This window comes from Cytobacillus sp. T106 (genome assembly GCF_040492155.1).
GTDB lineage: Bacteria > Bacillota > Bacilli > Bacillales > Cytobacillaceae > Bacillus_AB > Bacillus_AB infantis.
On sequence record NZ_JBEUMK010000001.1, the window covers coordinates 190240 to 212298 of the forward strand.

The window sequence follows — 22059 nt, forward strand, 5'->3', positions numbered from 1 at the left end:
CTGAGGTCTAAAAGTGTTATTCTGAATAATTAGACTTTTTGAAAATGTGCACAATCAGGAGCACAAAAGGTTTTATATATGTTATACTAATAGCAAAGGTAAACAACATAAGTATAACACTTATTCGGAAGGGGCCGTATAATGATGGCGAGAATAGCGATTAATGGTTTTGGAAGGATCGGAAGAATGGTGTTCAGAAAGGCAATTATGGAGGAAAACCTTGAAATTGCAGCAATCAACGCCAGCTATCCTGCTGAAACTCTGGCTCATTTAATTAAATATGATACGAATCACGGGATGTTTGAAGGCGAAGTGATTCCTGAAAATAATGCAATTGTCGTAAATGGGAAGCGCATCAGGCTGCTGGCAAGCAGAGATCCCCTTGAACTCCCATGGAGGGACCTGGAGATTGATATTGTTATAGAAGCAACAGGCAAATTCAATTCCCGCGAAAAAGCAGCGCTCCATTTAGAGGCAGGAGCTAAAAAGGTTATACTGACTGCTCCGGGTAAAAATGAGGATGTCACCATTGTGATGGGAGTAAATGAAAGCGCATTAAATATTTATGAGCATGACATCATTTCTAACGCATCATGCACAACAAATTGCCTTGCGCCCGTCGCAAAGGTGCTTGATGAAAAATTCGGGATCGAAAATGGACTGATGACGACTGTCCATGCTTACACAAACGATCAGAAAAATATCGACAATCCGCATAAGGACCTGCGCCGTGCACGGGCATGCGGACAATCGATCATTCCGACATCGACAGGCGCCGCCAAAGCCCTTTCCCTAGTGCTGCCCCAGCTGAAGGGCAAGCTTCACGGAATGGCCCTCCGTGTCCCGACGCCAAATGTATCGCTGGTTGACCTTGTGGTGGACCTGAATAAAGAAGTGACTGCCGAGGAAATCAACGATGCCTTTGAAGCTGCAGCCAGAGGAAGCATGAGGGGCGTCCTGGATATTACAGAAGAGCCGCTCGTATCTGTCGACTTTAATACCAATGAACACTCTGCCATCATAGACGGCCTCTCAACCATGGTCATCGGCCCCAACAAAGTAAAAGTGCTCGCCTGGTATGACAACGAATGGGGCTACTCCTGCCGAGTCGTCGACCTCGTCAACTTCGTTGCCGGAAAAATGGCAAAACTAACAGAAGTAAAAGCAGGCTGACACACCGGAAAATTGTAAGCCAATGCTTGCTTATTAAAGCACGCTGAATTTAGACATAAGGGGTACGGAAGAATTCTTCCGTACCCTGTTTTTATTTTTTATTTTTTTGTATTATGATTTTGCCTTTTAAAATTTCTAAAACCAGTTGATTGCAGTGGAAGGCACGAAGACTCCTGCGGGATTGCAGCGGCAAAGCTGAGACCCCGCAAGAGCTTGCTCTGAGGAGGCTCAGCGCCGCCCCGCGGAAAGCGAAGTGCCTGGAACGGAAATCAACACTCCATTATTAGAGGATAGTCCTTTAAGTAAACCAGTTTTGTCCTGATTTATTTCAATGGTTGACCATCTAATGATGAGGAAAATAGCCATCTAAAAAAATCAAAAACTCCTGTTGCAAAAAAAATATAAACAAAGTATACTATTCCTCGTGAACTTCTTGAATTTTGGCAGTGATGGCTACTTAAAGGGTTAGGACCTCTCTGGACTAACTTTCCCCCGTGGTAGTTGTTGGCCAGTAAAAATGAAGAAGCTCATTAATTCGTTTGTATTTTTAAAAAGGGGGAAATTTGAATATGGAAACAATGGGCCGTCATGTTATTTCAGAGCTATGGGGCTGCGATTTTGAAAAGTTGAATGATATGGAATTTATTGAGCAGACATTTGTAGGGGCTGCATTAAAGTCTGGTGCAGAAATCCGCGAAGTCGCATTCCACAAGTTTGCGCCGCAGGGTGTAAGCGGAGTGGTAATCATTTCCGAGTCTCATTTAACTATCCACAGCTTCCCGGAGCATGGCTATGCAAGCATTGATGTATACACATGCGGAGATCTTGATCCTAACATTGCTGCAGACTATATTGCGGAAGAGTTAGGCGCTCAAACGCGTGAGAATATCGAAATTCCTCGCGGCATGGGTCCTGTTCAAGTTAAGCAAGCTCAAGCAAACGCACTATAAAAATGACAAACTGATAAACTGACAAATCAAAGGGGTGTATCCATACACCTCTTTTTATATTGGCCGGAAGAAAGGGCAGGCAGCATGATCTTCTATAAAGATTAGATACTTTTTTCAGCTATGGCAGCTGTACAGCCCCAGCTCCTGCCCCTCAAGATCACAAGACGCTGCCGCAGGACGCAGCGTCCCGTTTTTGACAAGGCGCTGGCGCTTTTCTTGTGTTAAAATAGAGAAAAGTGATAACTCGGAGGATGAATGAATGTCAATTTTTCGGACAGTTTTCGGCCGCTTTCAAAAACAGTGTGAAACAAGCGAAAGCCATCGGGATGAGAATCTGCGCACAAGATACTATAAGGCCAGCTTTAATAAGGCTTTTGAAACCGCGGAAAACGTTCTGCGGAAGGACCCCAGCGTGAAAATGATCAGCTCTGCCAAAGAGCATGGAGAAATGGCTGCGGAAATTACCCGCGGCAAAAAGTACTTTGCCATTATCACCATTGTGTCTGTAAGAGGAATGGAGTCTGCCATTGATGTAAATATATCGACTGAGCAATTTTCTCCTGCGGGAGCATTACCTTCCCTGAAAAAGGAAATCACAGGTTTCTACAGCAGACTGGATAAAGAACTTACATATCTTGGTTCCGGCAGGAATGCTGAATAGCGGAAGCTTGTACAGCTGATGTGTTTTTTATATGATAGAAACAGAATGGCCTTCGTGCAGAGAAACGGCCAGCAAGTACATGAATGAGGATACGGAGCTGATTGTATGAAATGCCCTTCATGCCAGAATAACAATACACGCGTCCTTGATTCCCGTCCGGTCGATGACGGCCGTTCCATTCGCAGAAGGCGGGAGTGCGAGAAATGCGGCTATCGCTTCACCACATTCGAGAAGGTGGAGGAAATTCCGCTCATTGTCGTAAAGAAGGAAGGCACACGCGAGGAGTTCAGCCGCGATAAGATGCTGAGGGGCCTGATCAAGGCCTGCGAAAAACGTCCTGTTGCCCTTAAGGAGCTTGAAGAAGTGACATCTGAAGTGGAGAAGGAGCTTCGCAGCCAGGGGGTTTCTGAAATAAAAAGCGAATTTATCGGTGAAATGGTCATGGACAGACTGGCCAAAATCGATGAGGTTGCTTATGTCAGGTTTGCCTCTGTTTACCGGCAATTCAAGGATATCAATGTATTTATCGATGAGTTGAAAGAATTAATCAAAAAAGAACAATGATCTTTTGGAAGTGATGCATTGAGGTGCCTCCAGCCAGAGCCGAGCTAAAGACTGTCTTTGGCTCTTTTTTGGCTGGTTTCCTGAAGATCGTAGAAAGGTTGGCAGCTATGGCCCAGCATTGGCAAGAAATGCTTCCGATTGACCGCTATGCAGTGGCCGCGAGCGGTCTTTTGCATGATTATGACAGAAAAGTTCTGACTTTGTTGTACCAGCCCTTAATCGGGGCGGCCTGCCTCAGTCTATATATGACGTTATGGGCTGAACTGGAGGAAAACAGGCTCTGGTCTCAATCTAACAGCCATCACAGCTTGATGAATTTCATGGGGATGAACTTAAAGGAAATTTATGAAGCAAGACTGAAGCTTGAAGGAATTGGTCTTTTGAAGGCTTTTGTGAAAAATGAGGAGGGCAGCCGCTCTTTTATATACGAACTGCAGCCGCCGCTGAGTCCGGAGCAGTTTTTCCTGGATGGGATGCTTAACATTTATCTATACCGCAAAATCGGAAAAAATCAGTTTCTGAGGCTCAAGCGCTTTTTCTGTGACCATGATTCCGGCGTGATGCAGGGTTATGATGAAGTGACTAAAGCCTTTCAGGATGTATATGAGTCAGGCCATCCTGCAGCTTTCTCCCCTGACCAGGATACAGGAAGGGATCTGTCTCTTGAAGAGGGATTTACCTTCATAGGGAGAACAAGCCCTGAAGAGATAAAAATCGGAGGTTCATCCTTTGATTTTGAGCTGCTGGCAGCGGGGTTGAATGAATCTCTTCTCCCCAAGTCGGCCCTGACCCCGAAGGTCCGGGAAGCCATCAGCAACCTGTCCTTCCTTTATGGGATTGATGCCCTGCAGATGAAAAACATCCTGATTAGTGCAATGACGGAAGATAATGATATCAATATTGAAGAACTGCGGAAATCGGCACGTGACTGGTATCAATTTGAGCATCAGGACCAGCTGCCTTCCCTGATAGACCGGATCCAGCCAGGCATCCATCAGGTTCAAGCCGCTGAGCCGAAAACACAGGAAGAAGAATTGATCAGATATATGGAGATCACTTCCCCGCGCCAGCTGTTAAAGGATATTTCCGGCGGGGCAGATCCCTCTAAAGGTGATCTGCAAATTATTGAGGACGTTATGTTTCAGCAGAAACTGCATCCAGGCGTTGCTAATGTTCTCATTCAGTATGTTATGCTAAAAACAGATATGAAGCTGACGAAAGCATATGTAGAGAAGATTGCCGGGCATTGGGCAAGAAAACAGATTAAAACGGTTAAAGAAGCTATGATGCTGGCCAAGAATGAACACCGCCAGTATCTGGAGTGGGCAGAAGGCAAAAAGGCGAAGCCTGCTTCAGCGAAAAAGCCGATCAGAAAAGAAGCATTGCCTGACTGGTTTGATGAGCAGCAGGAAGAGCAGCCGCAAAAAGCAGCTGCCGCCAATGACTCAGAATATGAGGCAAAAAGGCGGGCCTTAGAGGAAAGGCTTAAAAAGTATCGGAAATAAGGAGGTGGCAGCATGGAAAGAATCAATGAGACATTGAAAAAACTTGCAGGTAATGAAAGCTTTCAAAAGAGGTACGAGCAGCAAAAGAAGGAAGTTTTCTCCCATCCTGATGTAAAAGCTTTTTTGCAGGAGCACCGCGCAGAAATTACAGCTGAAATGGCAGAAAGGAGCATGATCAAGCTTTCGGAGTATGCCCAGCAGAGCAAGGAATGCAGAGAGTGCCCAAGCCTTGGGGAATGCAAGAATATGATGCAGGGATATCATCCTGAACTGGTCATCAGGCGGGGGATCATTGATGTCCAATACAACCGCTGCCCGCGCAAGGTGATTCATGATGAACGGAAGAAAAATGAGAAGCTGATCCGGAGCCTGTATATCCCAAAAGAGATTGTCAACGCCTCCTTCGCTGATGTTTACCTGGATACAAGACTGGATGCGGTGGATAAAGCGGAAAGCTTCGTCGAAAATTACCAGCCCGGGACAAGGCAGAAGGGGCTGTATTTCTATGGGAAGTTCGGAGTCGGCAAATCATTTCTGCTTGGTGCAATTGCCAATGAGCTTGCCAAGAAGAAGATTTCGTCCATGATCGTCTATGTCCCGGAGCTTTTAAGGGAAATGAAAAGCAGCATCGGAGATTCGACCTTAAATGAAAAGCTTGAGGCCATCAAGCGCGAGCCGATCCTGATGCTCGATGATATTGGCGCCGAAACGATGTCCAGCTGGACAAGGGATGAGGTATTAGGACCGATCCTGCAGTTCAGGATGCTGGAGAACCTGCCAACCTTCTTTACGTCCAATTTTGATATGCAGGGGCTGGAGCATCATCTGACCTACAGTCAGCGCGGTGAAGAAGAAAAAATGAAAGCGCGCCGGATCATGGAGCGCATCCGCTACCTGTCTGAGCCTGTCCTGGTTGACGGTCCGAACCGCCGTGTATAAGGAATGAATCTGAAAACTGCCTTGGGAAAGGCAGTTTTTATTTTTTCTCCAAATTCTATTCCTTCAATATGTCCCCTTTTTTATCCCTGTTATGCTCCGCATCTGCTTCTAAATTGTACAAGTTTCCCATATACATGGAATCAGGGATATTAACGAAGGAAGCCGTATAGGTAAGGAGAGGATATCTCCCGGCGCTTGCTGCAGCTTCGAATATTGTTTAAAAAACAAGGGGGGATATGATTGATTGAAATCATTTTCCAGAATCAGCAGGATGCGAGGAAACTGCAGGGTCTCCTGGAGCTTGGACTGTCATCCTCTAATATATCATCACTTCAGCTTAAAGACGGGTATGCTGTTCAGATTAAAACGGGCGGATTGCAGGAGACGGCAGACCTGGTAAAAAGGGCGATGACACATTTTATTATAGAAACGAAGCAGGATGACTGGTTCCGCAGGATTCTTTCGGAGCAGTATTTTTATGAAGACGAGGAAGAGCAGCAGCAGATATTGGATATCATCCATTCTATCCTGGAGGGAAACAGGGATGATTTGTCTGCTTTTCTGGACGGTCCTGGACCGGAGGAAAGCCTTAGCCTCGCAATTGAAGAATTAATGACAGGGGACATCTCTTCGTTTTCGTTCGACTCTTTTGTAAAATTCCGTCTCCGCCCGATGATGGACCAGCTTGAACGATATGCAGCACTTTCCATAGATGAATATAAAATGGAGCAGGAATACCAAATGTTCATCCACATGCTGAGGGACTTCCTGAAGGGCAGGGCCCCTAAGCGCAGTGCTGTCCATCTGGTGATGGGGGAGGAGACTGCTTTTTATGATGGAGGACTTATTGAAATCAAGCGGGCTGAGCTCTTGAAGATGGTTGACCGCCGGCTGCTTTTTAACCATCCAGTATACGTCGACTCCGTTACGATCGCCCCGCTCCTTTCAATGGCACCGTCAGCCATTTATCTTTATTCTAATGAACCAGACTGTCCGCTCGCCAGGACCGTCCGCAATATTTTTGAGGAAAGAGTGATCATCCAGCCTCTTGAGGCCTTTATAGAACTGAAGAAAATCCTCTCTGCAGCAGGAAGGGAGAAAATCTGAAATCCCTTGATTTTTCCAAGATAAACTACTATAATAACGTACATAATAATTCAAACACCACAAATGTAGCGACGAGGACAAGGGTATTCATTACGGTTCAAAGAGAGGGAAGCCAAGGCTGAAAACTTCCCAGCACGGATGAAATGCTTACCGCCTCCGAACAACAGCCAGGAAAAGGACGATGATTTTGCGCCCGTAACAATAGCCGGGTGCAGCAGACGGCGAAAAGATTTGCTGTTATCATTGGCCAAAGTATCGGCTGGCGGGCATGGGACCGTTATATCCCTCACTAAGCCGGACTGCGTGTTTTTTTGCGTCTGGGAATTTGGGTGGAACCACGTGTTAAATACAACTCGTCCCTTCTTTAGGGACGGGTTTTTTGTTTTTTAAGCACATAAGGAGGAATTTTCATGTCAGAATTAATTAAATTGACTTTTCCGGATGGAGCTGTAAAGGAATTTTCGAAAGGAACATCTACAGAGGATGTGGCTGCATCCATCAGCCCGGGATTGAAGAAAAAAGCACTGGCCGGAAAGCTGAACGGCATAATGTACGATCTTCGCAGGCCGATTGAAGAAGATGGTTCCATTGAAATTGTCACACAGGGCAGTGATGAAGCGCTCGAGGTTCTTCGCCACAGTACAGCCCACTTAATGGCACAGGCCATCAAACGCCTGCACAAGGGCGCCAAATTCGGTGTTGGCCCTGTCATTGAAGGCGGATTCTATTATGATGTGGATCTTGAAGAATCACTGACTCCGGAAGACCTGCCGCTGATTGAAAAAGAAATGGCCAAAATCGTCAATGAAAACATTGATGTGCACCGCAAAGCAGTTAGCCGTGAAGAAGCGGTCGAGTTCTTCAAGGAAATCGGCGATGAGTACAAGCTTGAACTGATTGAAGCGATTCCGGAGGGGGAAACTGTCACTCTTTATGAGCAGGGTGATTTCACAGACCTTTGCCGCGGTGTCCATGTGCCTTCCACAGGCAAGATCAAGGAATTCAAGCTTCTCAGCATTGCCGGCGCATACTGGCGCGGAGACAGCGACAATAAGATGCTGCAGCGCATTTACGGTACAGCATTCTTTAAGAAAGAAGATCTGGCTGAGCATCTGCGCCTGCTCGAGGAAGCGAAAGAGCGCGACCACAGGAAGATCGGCAAAGAGCTTGATCTGTTCATGACTTCCCAGAAGGTCGGTCAGGGGCTGCCAATGTGGCTGCCGAAGGGTGCAACCATCCGCCGCATCGTTGAGCGCTATATCGTTGATAAGGAACAGCGGCTCGGCTATGAGCATGTATATACGCCAGTTATGGCAAATGTTGAGCTATATAAAACATCCGGCCACTGGGACCACTACCAGGAAGATATGTTCCCTGTCATGGAAATGGATAATGAGGAGCTTGTCCTCCGCCCGATGAACTGCCCGCACCATATGATGATTTATAAAAACAGCATTCACAGCTACCGTGAGCTGCCGATCAGGATTGCCGAGCTTGGCACCATGCACCGCTATGAAATGTCTGGTGCGCTGTCCGGACTGCAGCGTGTGCGCGGAATGACTTTGAATGATGCTCATATTTTTGTGCGCCCGGATCAGATCAAGGAAGAGTTCAAGCGCGTTGTTCACCTGATTCTCGAGGTATATAAAGACTTCAATATTGAAGATTATTCATTCCGCCTCTCTTACCGCGATCCTCAGGATACTGAGAAGTACTTCAATGACGATGAGATGTGGGAAAAAGCACAATCCATGCTGAAGGAAGCGATGGACGAGCTTGGCCTTGACTACTATGAAGCAGAAGGCGAGGCAGCATTCTACGGCCCTAAGCTGGACGTGATGGTAAAAACAGCGCTTGGCAAAGAAGAGACCCTTTCCACTGCCCAGCTTGATTTCCTTCTGCCTGAGCGCTTTGATCTCTCTTATGTCGGCGAAGACGGGAAGCAGCATCGCCCTGTCGTCATCCACCGGGGTGTCGTCTCCACGATGGAACGCTTTGTAGCTTTCCTTATCGAAGAATATAAGGGGGCGTTCCCGACATGGCTGGCACCAGTACAGGTACAAGTGATCCCGGTTTCCCCTGACGCCCATTTCGACTACGCGAAAAAGGTTCAGGAAGAGCTCCAGGCTCAAGGCTACAGGGTGGAATTGGATGCCCGCAATGAGAAAATCGGCTACAAAATCCGCGAAGCACAGATGCAGAAAATCCCGTATATGCTTGTTCTTGGGGACAAAGAAGTTTCAGATAATGCGGTAAATGTCCGCAAATACGGCGAGCAGAAGTCTGAGACCATGTCATTTGATGTATTCAAGGATGCACTGAAGGAAGATACAGTGAGATAACAATTTTTACAGGGAGGCTGCGGCCTCTCTTTTTATTAGTTAAACTTTGTTATTAATGGTTGATTTTGGACTCATTTGCGTAAAACTCTGTATAACACAGCCAATCATTATAATGATTAAGAAAAAAAATCCGCGAAAACTATTGCAAGAAATCAATTTCTTTGATAGAATTCAAATCGTTGTGATAAAAACATCTATTCGTTTGACACGAAATTATCATTTGTGATATAGTTACTTAGGTAAATTGAATACGGCTTTGAGGAAAAGAAGAAGCACCCGCTTCTCACCTGGCTGACGCAAAGAGCAGTTGGCAGGTTTTACTGAAACAGCTTTTAACTTGTCGTTTCGTAAGTGTGGGTGATTTCATCCGCACTTTTTTATATGTCTATAAAGCTTTATGATGTAATATTGTCAGTGTCATGCTGGATGCAGCGTGGGATTCGGTGCAGGTTCTGCAGCTTGCGGCTGCTCTTGACTCAGACGTTGTATTCGCACAAAACCTTGGAGGTGGCTAACTATTAGCAAACAAGATATGTTGTTAAACGAGGGCATCCGCGCCCGTGAAGTTCGTCTAATTGACCAAAATGGCGAGCAATTGGGAATCAAGTCCAAGAATGAAGCGCTGGAAATTGCTACACGCGTAAATCTTGACGTTGTTCTTGTTGCGCCAAATGCTAAACCTCCTGTAGCCCGTATCATGGACTATGGAAAGTTTAAGTTTGAGCAGCAGAAGAAGGAAAAAGAAGCTCGCAAAAACCAAAAGATTATCAATATCAAAGAAGTTCGCTTAAGTCCGACTATTGATGAGCATGACTTTAATACAAAGCTGCGAAATGCAATTAAGTTCCTGGAAAAGGGCGATAAAGTAAAAGCTTCGATCCGATTCAAAGGTCGTGCGATTACACATAAGGAAATTGGTCAGCGTGTTTTAGTCCGTTTTGCGGAAGCCTGCAAGGAAGTTGCAGCTGTGGAATCACATCCGAAAATGGACGGACGCAGCATGTTCATGGTCTTAGCACCTAAAATTGACAAGTAAAGAGGGGGAATTCCACATGCCAAAAATGAAAACTCACCGCGGTACAGCTAAGCGCTTCAAGAAGACTGGTTCAGGCAAACTGAAACGTTCTCACGCTTACACTAGCCACTTATTTGCTAACAAATCAACTAAACAAAAGCGTAAGCTTCGTAAAGCTGCGATTGTTTCCAAAGGCGATTTCAGACGCATTCGCCATATGCTAGACAACATTAAGTAATTTCCGAATATAGGAGGGAAAAGATATGCCACGTGTAAAAGGCGGTACAGTTACTCGCAAACGTCGTAAAAAAGTTCTTAAATTAGCCAAAGGTTATTTCGGTTCAAAACATACATTATATAAAGTTGCTAACCAGCAGGTTATGAAATCATTAATGTATGCATACCGTGACCGTCGCCAGAAAAAGCGCGACTTCCGTAAACTATGGATCACTCGTATCAATGCGGCTGCCCGCATGAACGGTCTTTCTTACAGCCGTTTGATGCATGGCCTTAAGGTTGCAGGCATCGAAGTGAACCGCAAAATGCTTGCTGAACTTGCAGTTGCTGACGAAAAAGCATTTGCAGAATTAGCTTCTGTTGCAAAGCAGAACCTGAGCAAGTAATAAGGCTGAGGCCTTTAGAAAGCCATTCTCGCTATGAGGATGGCTTTTTTCAATAATATGACTATACATAAAGGGGCTGGCTGTTAATGCAATGGGCTGCTTTGTATTTGCTGCTGATCAATGCAGCAGGCTATTTTATTATGAGGGCAGATAAACAAAAAGCACAGAAAAATCAATATCGGATAAGCGAAAGAACACTTTGGACCATAGCTTTTGTTTTCGGGGCTCCGGGAATGTACGCCGGCATGAATAAATTCAGGCATAAAACAAAGCATGATGCTTTTAAATACGGGCTGCCGGCGCTGAGCATAATTGAAGCGGCAGTCTGTATATATTTGCTTGCCGTTTGGTCATAAGCTGCCTTCATTTGCTATATGTTAAAGTAACATCAAGATTTAACAGCAAAGAAGGTGGCAACCATGAATGAAATGCTGTCTCTCGTATTGGCCGCCGTCCATACGGGCGGCTGGCTGTCTCCGGTCTTATTCATTCTGCTTCATACAATAAGGCTGTTTCTTTTCGTGCCTGCGGCTGCTGTTTGCATAGCGGGAGGGGCGGCATTCGGAATGGTTCCGGGCACCGCCTATTCTGCTGCAGGGCTTCTCCTTGGGAATATGCTCTTTTATTGGCTGCTGGAAAAAATGCCCGCTGCCCGCAGTAAGCTGACTTCTTTGAAGAAACGCTGGTTCGGCGAATACAGGAATCTTACTGCAGGCCAGGTGGCTGTTCTCCGGCTGATCCCTTTCGTTCATTATCATCTGCTCACCTTTTGTCTGCTTGAGCGGTATAAACGGTTTGGGGAGTTTGTGAAGGGAAGCTGGCTGACCAATCTGCCTATGGCGGTATGCTATACCATGTTTGGCGGGTTCATCAGCCGGTTTTCGCTTCCGGCCGCATTGGCAATTCTGCTGGTACTTGGAGTTTTAGTGTATATACTAAGAGAGAAGATGAGCGTTATTCAATGGCGGGATTTTTTCAAGGAAACAGCATAAGAAGAACATCGCTCCGGCCGCTGGGTATAAGTCGATTTTTTTGCATGATAAAAAGGCGCCAGCCGGATGATTGGCGCCTTTTCCTTTTTCTAAAGTTCAGCTTTCAAACTCCCTTAAATAGAGTCTGTGCCTTTGCTCATGAATTCCTTGATGGGGCTCTTCCAGTCAAGCTTTGCATTGGGATATTGCTCCGAAATTTTTCTTTCAATGAATTGAAAGTCTTCCCTTACCATCCCTTTGAGAGAGGACGGATTATGAGGCCAAATAAAAATGGAAACAACCTCAAAAGCATTGTCAGTGGTCCCTAAATATTTCTCCCCCTCAAGCAGGACGCCCTTGTACGTAATCAGGAAATTTTTGCGGACATTATTCTGGTCATCCAGGAAATAATAGCGCTTTTGTTCATGGGCAAGCTCGAGCTTCCGCTTTGGATTGATTATATATTTCACGCATGTGTAGATGAGAAATAAAATGAGTGCAAACAAAAGCAAGCGTATCGCCCACATCATAAAATACCTCCACTGGTCACAGTTTTATCTTTACTTACGGATATATCTCAAAAAAGTTTCGTTCTTTTTTTAATTTGTTATAATTTTTTCTGACGGATGATTTTTTTGCCATGGCCCATCACCGTCAGCTGCCAATCCAGGGGGCCGGTTTGAAAGGAGAAGTTTGATTGCTATGAATATTAACAGGCTTTTTGATATGCAGAGAGCGCTTGACCTTCATATTGAGACAGAGCACCAATTAACAGAAGAAAATCTTTTTGACAGAAAAATCCTTGCCCTTTTGGTAGAACTGGGTGAGCTGGCCAATGAAACGAGGTGCTTTAAATTCTGGAGCCAGAAGCCGGCTTCTGAGCCTGCAGTCATTCTTGAGGAATTCGTCGACGGCGTCCATTTCATCCTGTCACTCGGAATTGAATGCGGATTTGGGGAAAGTGCCGCCATTGAGCCGCAGGAAAAAGGCGAATCATTGTCCCATCAGTTTCTGAATCTCTATCATTTAATAGATACATTCAAAGCTTCCAGGACCCTTGAGGATTTTAATGTGCTTTTGGGCGCTTATATAAGTCTGGCAGAAATGCTTGGCTTTTCTGAAGAACAAATTGAAAGGGCTTATGTGGAGAAAAATGAAGTGAATTATGAAAGGCAGCGGCAAGGATACTAACAGATTAATTTTGTCCGTTCGGGAGGAATCCGCAAGATTCGGATTTTTCTTTTTACACCATGGGACAGTAAGGTATAATGGAAAAGAAAATAAATATTAAGGGAGTCGAAACAAATGGCAAAATTAGATGAAACGCTGACGATGCTGAAAGAATTGACTGATGCAAAAGGCATTCCGGGCAATGAGCGCGAAGTTCGCGAAGTCATGAAGAAATACATAACAGAATTTGCAGACGAAGTGACAACTGACGGCCTTGGCAGCCTTGTGGCCAAGAAAACAGGAAAAGAGGGCGGACCGAAAATCATGGTTGCCGGACACCTGGACGAAGTAGGATTCATGATCACAAGCATTGATGACAAAGGCTTCCTCCGCTTCCAGACGGTCGGTGGCTGGTGGTCACAGGTTATGCTTGCCCAGCGTGTCACCATTGTAACTAGCAAAGGGGACGTTACAGGCATCATCGGATCCAAGCCGCCGCATATCCTTCCTCCTGAAGCCCGCAAAAAGCCGGTCGACATCAAGGATATGTTCATTGATATCGGTGCTTCCAGCCGCGAAGAAGCGATGGAATGGGGAGTCAAGCCAGGTGATATGGCAGTCCCTTATTTTGAATTTACTGTGATGAATAACGAAAAAATGCTGCTTGCCAAAGCATGGGACAACCGCATTGGCTGCGCCATCGCCATCGATGTGCTGAAGCAGCTTAAAGATGCCGAGCATCCAAACGTGGTATACGGTGTCGGTACTGTGCAGGAAGAAGTAGGGCTGAGAGGAGCAAAGACAGCTGCCAACCTCATTGAACCGGATATCGGATTTGGCGTGGATGTAGGAATCGCAGGGGATACACCGGGTATTTCTGAGAAGGAAGCATTGAGCAAGATGGGCAAAGGACCGCAGATCATCCTTTATGATGCATCCCTTGTTTCCCACAAAGGCTTGCGCGACCTTGTCACAGATACAGCGGACGAAATGAATATCCCATATCAGTTCGACAGCATTGCCGGCGGAGGTGCAGACTCAGGCGCCATCCATCTGTCACATAATGGGGTGCCGTCCCTGGCCATCACGATTGCCACACGGTATATCCATTCACACGCTGCCATGCTTCATCGCGACGACTATGAAAATGCAGTTAAGCTCATCGTTGAAGTGATTAAACGTTTGGATAAGGAAACTGTTGACAGGATTACTTTCGATTGAAAAAACGAACAGCCCCTCTTTGCGGGGCTGTTCGTTTTTTGGTTTTCAGCGGGTGACAGGCACCTATACCACTTTCGGAATTGGTATAGGTGCCTGTCACCATCCCTGCAGCTCCTATTTCAAACTGCTCTCCAAGGTCTGGAGCATTTCTTTTTTGTCTTCTTCTGATGAGTTCTGCCAGATGACTTCGAAGAGGACGCCAAGGCCAGGCAGCATTTTTTCTTCGCCGTTCTGGATTGCGTCGACTATGGTCTCCTTCAGCTCGTCCTGAGAGTTGCCGGAAACATTGTGGATAATGGCATTGCGCAAGTTCAGATTCATCTGCACGCACCCCTTTCATATTCAATTCTTTAATATGTTTTCTATTTTTGGATTTATTATGTACAGAGGGTAAGCTATAATAAGAAAATTGAAAGCTGAAAGATAAAGGAGAGACCGTGTTGAAGCATATTCAATCTGCCAATAATCCGCAGATCAAACAATGGAGGAAGCTGCTGGCCAAGAAAGAGCGCGATAAAACGGGCATATTCCTTGCTGAAGGATATCACCTGGCGGAAGAAGCCCTAAAGGGAGAAAAAGCCATCGAGCTGATCATCAGTGAAAATGCAGAGCTGCCTGTCCGCTGGGATTACGGCGAGCTGCCGGTAACAATGGTAACCGATGAAATCATCAAATCACTCTCAGACACCGAAACTCCCCAGGGGGTCATCGCGGTATGCAAAGAAGAAAAAACGCCGGCTTCTGTAAAGGGAAGCACCTTCCTGCTGATTGATGCTGTCCAGGATCCAGGCAATCTGGGAACCATGATCAGGACAGCTGATGCTGCTGGAATTGATGCAGTGATAGTCGGGAAAGGCAGTGCAGATATTTATAATCCTAAGGTTCTCCGGTCCGCCCAGGGCAGCCACTTCCATCTTCCGATTATAAGAGGCAGTCTCAATGAGTGGATGGACAGGCTTGAGGAAGAGGAAATACCGGTCTACGGGACTGCGCTTGAAAATGGATCACCATACAAGGAGACCCATCCGGCCGGCCGTTTTGCGCTTCTGGTCGGAAATGAAGGCAGCGGGGTCAGCCCTGAACTGCTTGCGCGGGCAGATAAGAATCTTTATATCCCGATATACGGAAAAAGCGAGTCGCTCAATGTTGCGGTCGCAGCAGGCATCCTACTGTATTATCTGAAGAATTGAATTGGGCCAGCAAAAACTTGAAAAGAGTTTGAAACAAAGGGAAGAATATACTATAATAAACAGCAAAACTGCATTACATAAAAAAGCGATGATGGAGAAAAGTAGCTTATAAAAGCTCACCAGGGATAAAATGCCGTGACTGGAAGCATTTTAGAGTATTTTTTAAGTGAAGTTCACCTCCTGAGCTGGCATCGGGAACATTTGCAGACACTGCAAATCGAAAGATGCCCCCGGCACAGCCGTTATCTGAATGAAGCGAACAGCACCTTCTTTGAAAGGCGGCTGTTAATAAGGGTGGTACCGCGAATCCAAAACCTCGTCCCTTAACAGGGAGGGGTTTTTTATTTTGCCTAAAAATATCGCTGTTACGTAAAAAGGAGGAAAAAAGATGCAAGATCGTTTAAAAGAATTGCAGCAGGAAGCTTTAACTTCAGTTGAAAAAGCTGAGAACCTGAAAGAGCTCAATGATATCCGTGTATCTTATCTTGGCAAAAAAGGCCCGATTACTGAAGTCCTGAAAGGGATGGGCAAATTATCGGCGGAAGAGCGTCCGAAAATGGGGGCGCTGGCAAATGAAGTGCGCGACAGCATTTCTTCAGCCATCGAAGAAAAGCAGGAAAAGCTTGAGAGGGCAGCAGTTGAACAAAAGCTGGCCGAAGAGACCATCGATGTGACCCTTCCGGGAAGCCCAGTCAGAACCGGGACTCATCATGCGCTGACGAAAATCGTGGAAGAGATTGAAGACCTGTTCATTGGGATGGGCTATTCAGTAGCGGAAGGCTATGAAGTCGAAAGCGACTATTATAACTTTGAAGCGCTGAACCTGCCGAAAGGGCATCCTGCCAGGGATATGCAGGATTCATTCTATATTACGGAAGAAACGCTTCTCCGTACCCATACCTCTCCTGTGCAGGCGCGCACAATGGAGGCAAATGAAGGGAAAGGGCCTGTCAAAATCATCTGTCCAGGCAAGGTATACCGCCGCGATAACGATGATGCGACTCACTCCCATCAGTTCATGCAGATAGAAGGATTGGTTGTGGCCGAAGGGATCAGCATGGCAGATCTAAAAGGCACGCTTGAGGTCTTTGCTAAAAAGATGTTTGGCGAGGAACGGGAAATCCGCCTCCGCCCGAGCTTCTTCCCGTTCACAGAACCTTCTGTTGAAGTGGATATTTCCTGCAAGATCTGCGGCGGGAAAGGCTGCAGTGTCTGCAAAGGCACCGGCTGGATCGAAGTGCTTGGTGCAGGCATGGTCCACCCGCATGTGCTTGAGATGGCAGGCTATGATCCGAAGAAATATACCGGCTTTGCATTCGGCATGGGCGTAGAGCGGATTGCGATGCTGAAATATGGCATAGATGATATCCGCCATTTTTATACAAACGACATTCGTTTCTTGAAACAATTTTCAGTACAGGAATAGGAGGACTGCTTTATGTTGGTTTCATATAAATGGCTGCAGGAGTATGTAGATTTATCCGGCATCTCCGCAGCACAATTGGCAGAAAAGATTACTAAGAGCGGAATAGAAGTAGAAGGAATCGAAACATTGAACGAAGGCATCAAAGGTGTAGTTGTCGGCCACGTGCTGGAACGCGAGCAGCACCCGAATGCCGACAAGCTGAATAAATGCCTGGTTGATACAGGAGGAGAAGCGCCTGTGCAGATTATCTGCGGCGCGCCTAATGTGGATAAAGGGCAGAAGGTTGCCGTTGCAACAGTCGGCGCTGTCCTGCCGGGCAACTTCAAAATCAAACGTGCAAAGCTGCGCGGCGAAGAATCCAACGGCATGATCTGCTCTCTTCAGGAGCTTGGAATTGAGAGCAAGCTTGTGGCCAAGGAATTCTCTGAAGGCATCTTTGTTTTCCCGAATGACGTGGAAGTGGGCGAGGATGCGCTTGAAATGCTCAACAGGGATGATCATATCCTGGAACTTGGACTCACCCCGAACCGTGCAGATTGCCTGAGCATGCTCGGTGTAGCTTATGAGGTTGCAGCCATTCTGGGAAGAGAAGTGAAGCTTCCATCCCCGCAGGCAGCCGAATCAGCTGAAAAAGCTTCAGACTATATCACTGTGAATGTAGAAGCCAAGGAAGACAACCCGCTTTATGTGGCAAAGGTAATCAAAAACGTGAAAGTCGGCCCTTCGCCTCTATGGATGCAGACGAGGCTGATGGCTGAGGGCATTAGGCCGCATAATAATGTGGTTGATATCACGAACTATGTCCTGCTTGAATACGGTCAGCCGCTCCATGCTTTTGACTATGGGCGCCTTGGCTCCAAAGAAATCCTTGTACGCCGTGCGAATGAAGGTGAAACCATTGTCACGCTGGATGATGCAGAAAGGAAGCTTTCAGCAGAGCATCTTGTCATTACGAATGGAAGTGAGCCTGTAGCGCTTGCAGGTGTAATGGGCGGCGCTACTTCCGAGGTGCAGTCAGATACAACGACAGTCCTTCTTGAATCTGCGTATTTCACAGCGGGAACGATCCGCAAAGCGTCGAAAGACCACGGCCTGAGAAGCGAAGCCAGCACCCGCTACGAGAAGGGTGTAGACCCTAACCGTGTCCGTGCTGCTGCAGAAAGAGCAGCTGAACTGATGGAGAAGTATGCTTCAGGTGAAGTTCTTGAAGGATCAGTTGAAGCTGATTCGCTCACAATCGAGCCTGCAGTCATCTCCATTTCCCTGGAAAAGATCAACAGGGTCCTCGGAACTGAACTGGCGATGGCAGAGGTAGAAGATATCTTCGCCCGCCTTCAGTTTGAGGCATCTGCAGACAATGGTTCCATTACCGTAACAGTCCCAAGCCGCCGCGGTGATATCACGATCGAGGAAGACCTGATTGAAGAAGTGGCAAGATTGTATGGGTATGATAACCTTCCTGTTACATTGCCTTCCGGGGAATCGACTCCAGGAAGCCTGACGGAGTATCAAAAGAAACGCCGCATCGTCCGCCGCTATCTTGAAGGTGCCGGGTTATACCAGGCAGTGACCTATGCTTTGACCAGCGAAAAGAAAGCAGGTCAATATGCCCTTGAAAGCCGCGAACCGATCAAGCTGGCGATGCCCATGAGCGAAGACCGCAGCATCCTTCGCCAAAGCATTGTTCCGCAGCTGCTCGAGGTATTGAAATACAACACAGCCCGCCAGAATGACAGCCTTGCCGTATATGAGACAGGTTCCGTATTCCTGTCCAATGGCAGCGAGAGCCTCCCGGAGGAGCGCGAGCATCTTGCAGCGGCAGTCACAGGCCTTTGGCACTCCCACCCATGGCAGGGAGAGAAAAAGCCGGTCGATTTCTTTGTGTTAAAAGGAATCGTGGAAGGCTTATTTGCCCGCCTTGGCCTTGAAGGAAAAGTTGAATACCAGCGTGCCTCAGTTGACGGCATGCACCCGGGAAGAACAGCTGAAATTATTCTTTCCGGCAAAAAAATCGGTTTTATCGGGGGAGTCCATCCAACAGTCGAGAAGGATCTTGACCTGAAGGAAACCTATGTATTTGAGCTTTCCCTCAAGGATGTGCTTGAAGAGGAAACCGCTCCGCTTCAATATCAAGCCATTCCGCGCTATCCGTCAATCACAAGGGATATCGCCCTTGTGATTGATTCTGGAAAAGAAGCAGGAGAGCTGGAGCGCATCATCAAGGAAGCTGGCGGAAGCCTTCTGAAGGAAGTCGCAGTGTTCGATCTATATGAAGGAGACAGGATGGAGGCTGGCAAAAAATCGCTTGCATTCTCCCTGAAATATTTTGATCCGGAGAAAACACTGACAGATGAAGATATCGCCAAAGCTCATGATAAAGTGCTTGAAGCAGTAAAAGAAAAAGCCGGAGCAGTATTGCGAGGTTAATATTAATATAAAAGGCAGCCGACAGGCTGCCTTTTGTAAATAAAAAAATTGAGTTTGAAGGAAGTTGCTATTGTAAATGGGGCTGTTGATTTCCGTTCCAGGCACTTCGCTTTCCGCGGGGCGACGCTGAGCCTCCTCACGCTGCGCGCTGCGGGGTCTCAGCATTGCCGCTGCAATCCCGCAGGAGTCTGCGTGCCTTGCACTCCAATCAACAGGGTTCTTAAAATTAGTTGGGCAAGTTTGCAGGCTCAGCTAATGGGGCTGTTGATTTCCGTTCCAGACACTTCGCTTTCCGCGGGGCGACGCTGAGCCTCCTCCCTCTGCGCGCTGTGGGGTCTCAGCATTGCCGCTGCAAACCCGCAGGAGTCTGCGTGCCTTGCACTCCAATCAACAGGGTTCTTAAAAATTAGTTGGGTAAGTTTGCAGGGCCAATTATAGAGGCTGCAGATGTCTGATTAAAGTCCGTCGCTCCTTAGGATAAGTTGGGCCTTCTCCCGCTGCGCCCGGATTGTGTGAAAATTGCCCGTGCAGTCCCGCCGGAGCCTACGTGCCTTCCAATCCGATTAACAGGGTTACGAAAGTTATGATTTCAGCTCTGCACCCAGGATAATTTAATTAATACAGGAGACACGTTGTTGAATAAAGGTGCATAAGCGTAAAAAGGGGTACGGAAGATTCCGTACCCCTTTTTTCTGCAGAATCAATTAGCTGCAGGCTTCCTTTTTAAGTCTCAGGCTAAATGCCTGCAATCCGCGAAGCTTTCTCTGTATTAGCGAAATGCAATTTCACAAAATCAGGCAGAACCTGCCTTCCTTTAGCCTTGATCAGCCGTGCCGCAGCTTTATCCACCTGAGCCCCGGCACCTTTTGGCAGGGTAAATCCGGCTTCTTCACTGAGCTTGTCGAAATACCGCAGGAAGGCGTAGCGGGCCAGAATGGAGGCGGCGGCGACCGAGAGGTGGATGCCTTCAGCCTTTGTGCTGAAAAAGACATTTTCCCTTTGGATTACTGACTGTCCTTGAAGATGTCTATAATAGACATCTTCTTTTGCAAACTGGTCAATCAGGATTGCTTCAGGCTTTTCTGGTGCCATCTTTTTCAGCACATTGCCGATTGCCTGGTTGTGAAGCAGCGCTTTGATCTTCCCCTGGGACATGCCTGACTGCTGAAGCTGGTTATATTTGCTGTTTTTAAGCGTCAGCAGGCTGTACGGAACAACCTCTTTTATTTCCTTGGCAATCCTGATAATCTGGTCATCCTTCAGATGTTTTGAATCTTTTACGCCAAGTTCCTTCAGCAGCGGGAGGCTTTCTTTTTTTGCATATGCCGCAACAACAGTGATTGGACCGAAATAATCGCCTGTCCCGACCTCATCTGATCCGATGACAGAAAGGCTTTCAAAAGAAGGCGGAAGGTGTGAGCCTTGGGGGCTTTTGGGTGATGCCGCCTTTTTTTCGGCAGGGCTTCCCCATTTTGCCGCTTCTGATGCAGAGCCGGCCCCTTGGAAAAGCACCTTCCCGGATTTATATGCAGTTATGCTGCAATTTGCCGTTTTGGCGGCAAAAATGCCTCCCTGTGGTGTTTTTCCGGACAGGTTCGGCTTATAGTAAGCTTTCATTTCCTCGATTTCCGAGGGATGTTTCTGAAGTACAACATGGCTCATATCTACCACTCCTAGAAAAGAAATATATATGTATAAACAAAACTTTACAGGCCAAAATTGAATCCGCCGATCAACTCCAGCATCAGTCTTCATGTAAACGATCCATAAAAACAGCAGCATTCCCCTTGATACGGCTTAATTTGACAGGCTTTGACTTCCCACTCTTTTACGTTCATGTTATCATATAGATTAGGATTTGGAAGGAATGGGGGCATTAGCGTTGTCAGATACGCAGAAAAACCGCACAAGTGTTGATATTTATGGGCAGCAGTATGTCATCGTCGGCCAGGAAAGCTCAGGCCATATCCGGCTTGTCGCTTCTATGGTTGATGAAAAGATGCGCGAAATAAGCTCCTTGAATCCTTCACTTGACAGCAGCAAGCTTGCCGTCCTGACGGCAGTCAATGCCGTTAATGATTATATTAAGATATTAGACCGCCTTGAACGGCTTGAAGATGAATTAAAAAGAGTAAAGGACTGAACAGGGTCATGTTGGATCTCGCCATTTTAATATTACTGGTTTTTGGATTTTTTATGGGATTAAAAAGGGGGTTTATCCTTCAGCTCATCCATTTAGCAGGCTTCATCGTTGCTTTTATTGCAGCAAATATGTACTATGATGACCTCGCTCCCAAGCTGAACCTTTGGGTGCCCTATCCGAATTTTGGAAGCGATTCTTCCCTTCAGCTGTTTTTCGACAATGCCAATATGGAGGATGCCTATTATCGCGCCATTGCTTTTGTCGTGATTTTTTTTGCTGTAAGGATCATTCTGCAGATCATCGGCAGCATGCTGGATTTTGTATCTTCACTGCCTGTGCTGAAGCAGCTCAATGTTTGGGCAGGCGGACTGCTCGGTTTTGCTGAAGTCTATCTTATCATTTTTATCTTGTTATACATAGGAGCACTGCTCCCTGTGGAAGCAGTCCAGCAGCCGATCGATGATTCAGGCACCGCAAAGTTCATCATAAACCATACACCTGCACTTTCGCAGCAGCTAAAGGAAATGTGGATTGAATATAAGGCTGCATAACTTCTCTTTGAGCAGAGAAGTTTTCTTTTTATAATGCTTTGTTAGTGGTAGATGCTGTTTTGGGGCTCATTCGTGTCAAAC

The 22059-nt window shown here is 46.6% G+C and carries 23 protein-coding genes and 2 other annotated features; of the genes, 20 read left to right on the forward strand and 3 right to left on the reverse strand.

The features are described 5' to 3' along the window. The first annotated feature begins 141 nt into the window (after nt 1-141). The 13 genes from ABU165_RS00955 to ABU165_RS01015 all read left to right on the forward strand — a co-directional run bounded on the left by ABU165_RS00955 (nt 142) and on the right by ABU165_RS01015 (nt 11871). Complete coding sequence (locus ABU165_RS00955) at nt 142-1173, forward strand: glyceraldehyde-3-phosphate dehydrogenase (protein WP_009791373.1); 1032 nt, start codon at nt 142-144, stop codon at nt 1171-1173. Nucleotides 1174-1742: 569 nt separating this feature from the next. Beyond that, nucleotides 1743-2123, forward strand: coding sequence for an adenosylmethionine decarboxylase (gene speD / locus ABU165_RS00960; protein ID WP_009791374.1), 381 nt, complete (start codon nt 1743-1745; stop codon nt 2121-2123). A gap of 259 nt (nt 2124-2382) precedes the next feature. Continuing rightward, nucleotides 2383-2784 (forward strand): hypothetical protein, encoded by a 402-nt coding sequence (locus ABU165_RS00965; RefSeq protein ID WP_009791375.1) that lies wholly within the window; start codon nt 2383-2385, stop codon nt 2782-2784. Between the two features lie 105 nt (nt 2785-2889). Continuing rightward, complete coding sequence (gene nrdR, locus ABU165_RS00970) at nt 2890-3348, forward strand: transcriptional regulator NrdR (RefSeq protein ID WP_009791377.1); 459 nt, start codon at nt 2890-2892, stop codon at nt 3346-3348. A 107-nt stretch (nt 3349-3455) separates the two neighbouring features. Continuing rightward, a complete protein-coding gene (locus ABU165_RS00975) occupies nt 3456-4853 on the forward strand; it encodes a replication initiation and membrane attachment family protein (protein WP_035401185.1) in 1398 nt (465 codons plus the stop codon). A 12-nt stretch (nt 4854-4865) separates the two neighbouring features. Continuing rightward, nucleotides 4866-5792 carry a primosomal protein DnaI gene (gene dnaI / locus ABU165_RS00980; RefSeq protein WP_009791379.1) on the forward strand — a complete coding sequence of 309 codons (927 nt, stop codon included), beginning with the start codon at nt 4866-4868 and terminating at the stop codon, nt 5790-5792. Nucleotides 5793-6032: 240 nt separating this feature from the next. Continuing rightward, nucleotides 6033-6899 carry a putative sporulation protein YtxC gene (gene ytxC, locus ABU165_RS00985; protein ID WP_009791381.1) on the forward strand — a complete coding sequence of 289 codons (867 nt, stop codon included), beginning with the start codon at nt 6033-6035 and terminating at the stop codon, nt 6897-6899. 410 nt (nt 6900-7309) lie between these two features. After that, nucleotides 7310-9241, forward strand: a complete 1932-nt coding sequence (gene thrS / locus ABU165_RS00990) for a threonine--tRNA ligase (protein ID WP_148948946.1) — start codon at nt 7310-7312, stop codon at nt 9239-9241. A gap of 258 nt (nt 9242-9499) precedes the next feature. Next, nucleotides 9500-9626, forward strand: a sequence feature (ribosomal protein L20 leader region). A 147-nt stretch (nt 9627-9773) separates the two neighbouring features. Then, on the forward strand, nt 9774-10277 hold the full coding sequence (gene infC, locus ABU165_RS00995; RefSeq protein WP_022544261.1) for a translation initiation factor IF-3: 504 nt from the start codon (nt 9774-9776) through the stop codon (nt 10275-10277). A gap of 16 nt (nt 10278-10293) precedes the next feature. Next, a complete protein-coding gene (rpmI, locus tag ABU165_RS01000) occupies nt 10294-10494 on the forward strand; it encodes a 50S ribosomal protein L35 (RefSeq protein ID WP_009796129.1) in 201 nt (66 codons plus the stop codon). A 25-nt stretch (nt 10495-10519) separates the two neighbouring features. After that, complete coding sequence (gene rplT / locus ABU165_RS01005) at nt 10520-10879, forward strand: 50S ribosomal protein L20 (RefSeq protein ID WP_009796130.1); 360 nt, start codon at nt 10520-10522, stop codon at nt 10877-10879. An 86-nt stretch (nt 10880-10965) separates the two neighbouring features. Further along, nucleotides 10966-11235, forward strand: coding sequence for a DUF1294 domain-containing protein (locus ABU165_RS01010; protein ID WP_009796131.1), 270 nt, complete (start codon nt 10966-10968; stop codon nt 11233-11235). A gap of 63 nt (nt 11236-11298) precedes the next feature. Next, entirely contained in the window at nt 11299-11871 is a 573-nt protein-coding gene (locus tag ABU165_RS01015; protein ID WP_009796132.1) for a TVP38/TMEM64 family protein, read from the forward strand. Between the two features lie 113 nt (nt 11872-11984). Here ABU165_RS01015 and ABU165_RS01020 read toward each other — a convergent pair whose 3' ends face one another. Beyond that, complete coding sequence (locus ABU165_RS01020) at nt 11985-12380, reverse strand: hypothetical protein (protein WP_009796133.1); 396 nt, start codon at nt 12378-12380, stop codon at nt 11985-11987. 172 nt (nt 12381-12552) lie between these two features. Between ABU165_RS01020 and ABU165_RS01025 the strand changes: the two genes are divergently transcribed. After that, on the forward strand, nt 12553-13041 hold the full coding sequence (locus tag ABU165_RS01025; RefSeq protein ID WP_022544260.1) for a dUTP diphosphatase: 489 nt from the start codon (nt 12553-12555) through the stop codon (nt 13039-13041). A gap of 114 nt (nt 13042-13155) precedes the next feature. Further along, nucleotides 13156-14241: a M42 family metallopeptidase gene (locus ABU165_RS01030; RefSeq protein ID WP_009796003.1), complete on the forward strand. Its 1086-nt coding sequence runs from the start codon at nt 13156-13158 to the stop codon at nt 14239-14241. Nucleotides 14242-14355: 114 nt separating this feature from the next. Here the strand turns inward: ABU165_RS01030 and sspI are convergent, their stop codons facing one another. Then, on the reverse strand, nt 14356-14562 hold the full coding sequence (gene sspI, locus ABU165_RS01035; protein ID WP_009796004.1) for a small acid-soluble spore protein SspI: 207 nt from the start codon (nt 14560-14562) through the stop codon (nt 14356-14358). 119 nt (nt 14563-14681) lie between these two features. Between sspI and ABU165_RS01040 the strand changes: the two genes are divergently transcribed. The 3 genes from ABU165_RS01040 to pheT all read left to right on the forward strand — a co-directional run bounded on the left by ABU165_RS01040 (nt 14682) and on the right by pheT (nt 19284). Continuing rightward, nucleotides 14682-15431 carry a TrmH family RNA methyltransferase gene (locus ABU165_RS01040; protein ID WP_318059599.1) on the forward strand — a complete coding sequence of 250 codons (750 nt, stop codon included), beginning with the start codon at nt 14682-14684 and terminating at the stop codon, nt 15429-15431. A gap of 79 nt (nt 15432-15510) precedes the next feature. Next, nucleotides 15511-15758 (forward strand) — a binding site (T-box leader). 61 nt (nt 15759-15819) lie between these two features. Beyond that, nucleotides 15820-16857: a phenylalanine--tRNA ligase subunit alpha gene (pheS, locus tag ABU165_RS01045; RefSeq protein ID WP_009796006.1), complete on the forward strand. Its 1038-nt coding sequence runs from the start codon at nt 15820-15822 to the stop codon at nt 16855-16857. Nucleotides 16858-16869: 12 nt separating this feature from the next. Continuing rightward, nucleotides 16870-19284 (forward strand): phenylalanine--tRNA ligase subunit beta, encoded by a 2415-nt coding sequence (gene pheT / locus ABU165_RS01050; RefSeq protein ID WP_253618105.1) that lies wholly within the window; start codon nt 16870-16872, stop codon nt 19282-19284. Between the two features lie 735 nt (nt 19285-20019). Here the strand turns inward: pheT and rnhC are convergent. Next, nucleotides 20020-20946 carry a ribonuclease HIII gene (rnhC, locus tag ABU165_RS01055; protein ID WP_022544259.1) on the reverse strand — a complete coding sequence of 309 codons (927 nt, stop codon included), beginning with the start codon at nt 20944-20946 and terminating at the stop codon, nt 20020-20022. Nucleotides 20947-21166: 220 nt separating this feature from the next. On the opposite strand from rnhC, the gene zapA reads away from it, so the two are divergent. Both zapA and ABU165_RS01065 read left to right on the forward strand, forming a co-directional pair. Next, nucleotides 21167-21427: a cell division protein ZapA gene (zapA, locus tag ABU165_RS01060; RefSeq protein ID WP_101550488.1), complete on the forward strand. Its 261-nt coding sequence runs from the start codon at nt 21167-21169 to the stop codon at nt 21425-21427. An 8-nt stretch (nt 21428-21435) separates the two neighbouring features. Continuing rightward, nucleotides 21436-21978 carry a CvpA family protein gene (locus ABU165_RS01065; RefSeq protein WP_009796010.1) on the forward strand — a complete coding sequence of 181 codons (543 nt, stop codon included), beginning with the start codon at nt 21436-21438 and terminating at the stop codon, nt 21976-21978. Nucleotides 21979-22059: the final 81 nt, after the last annotated feature.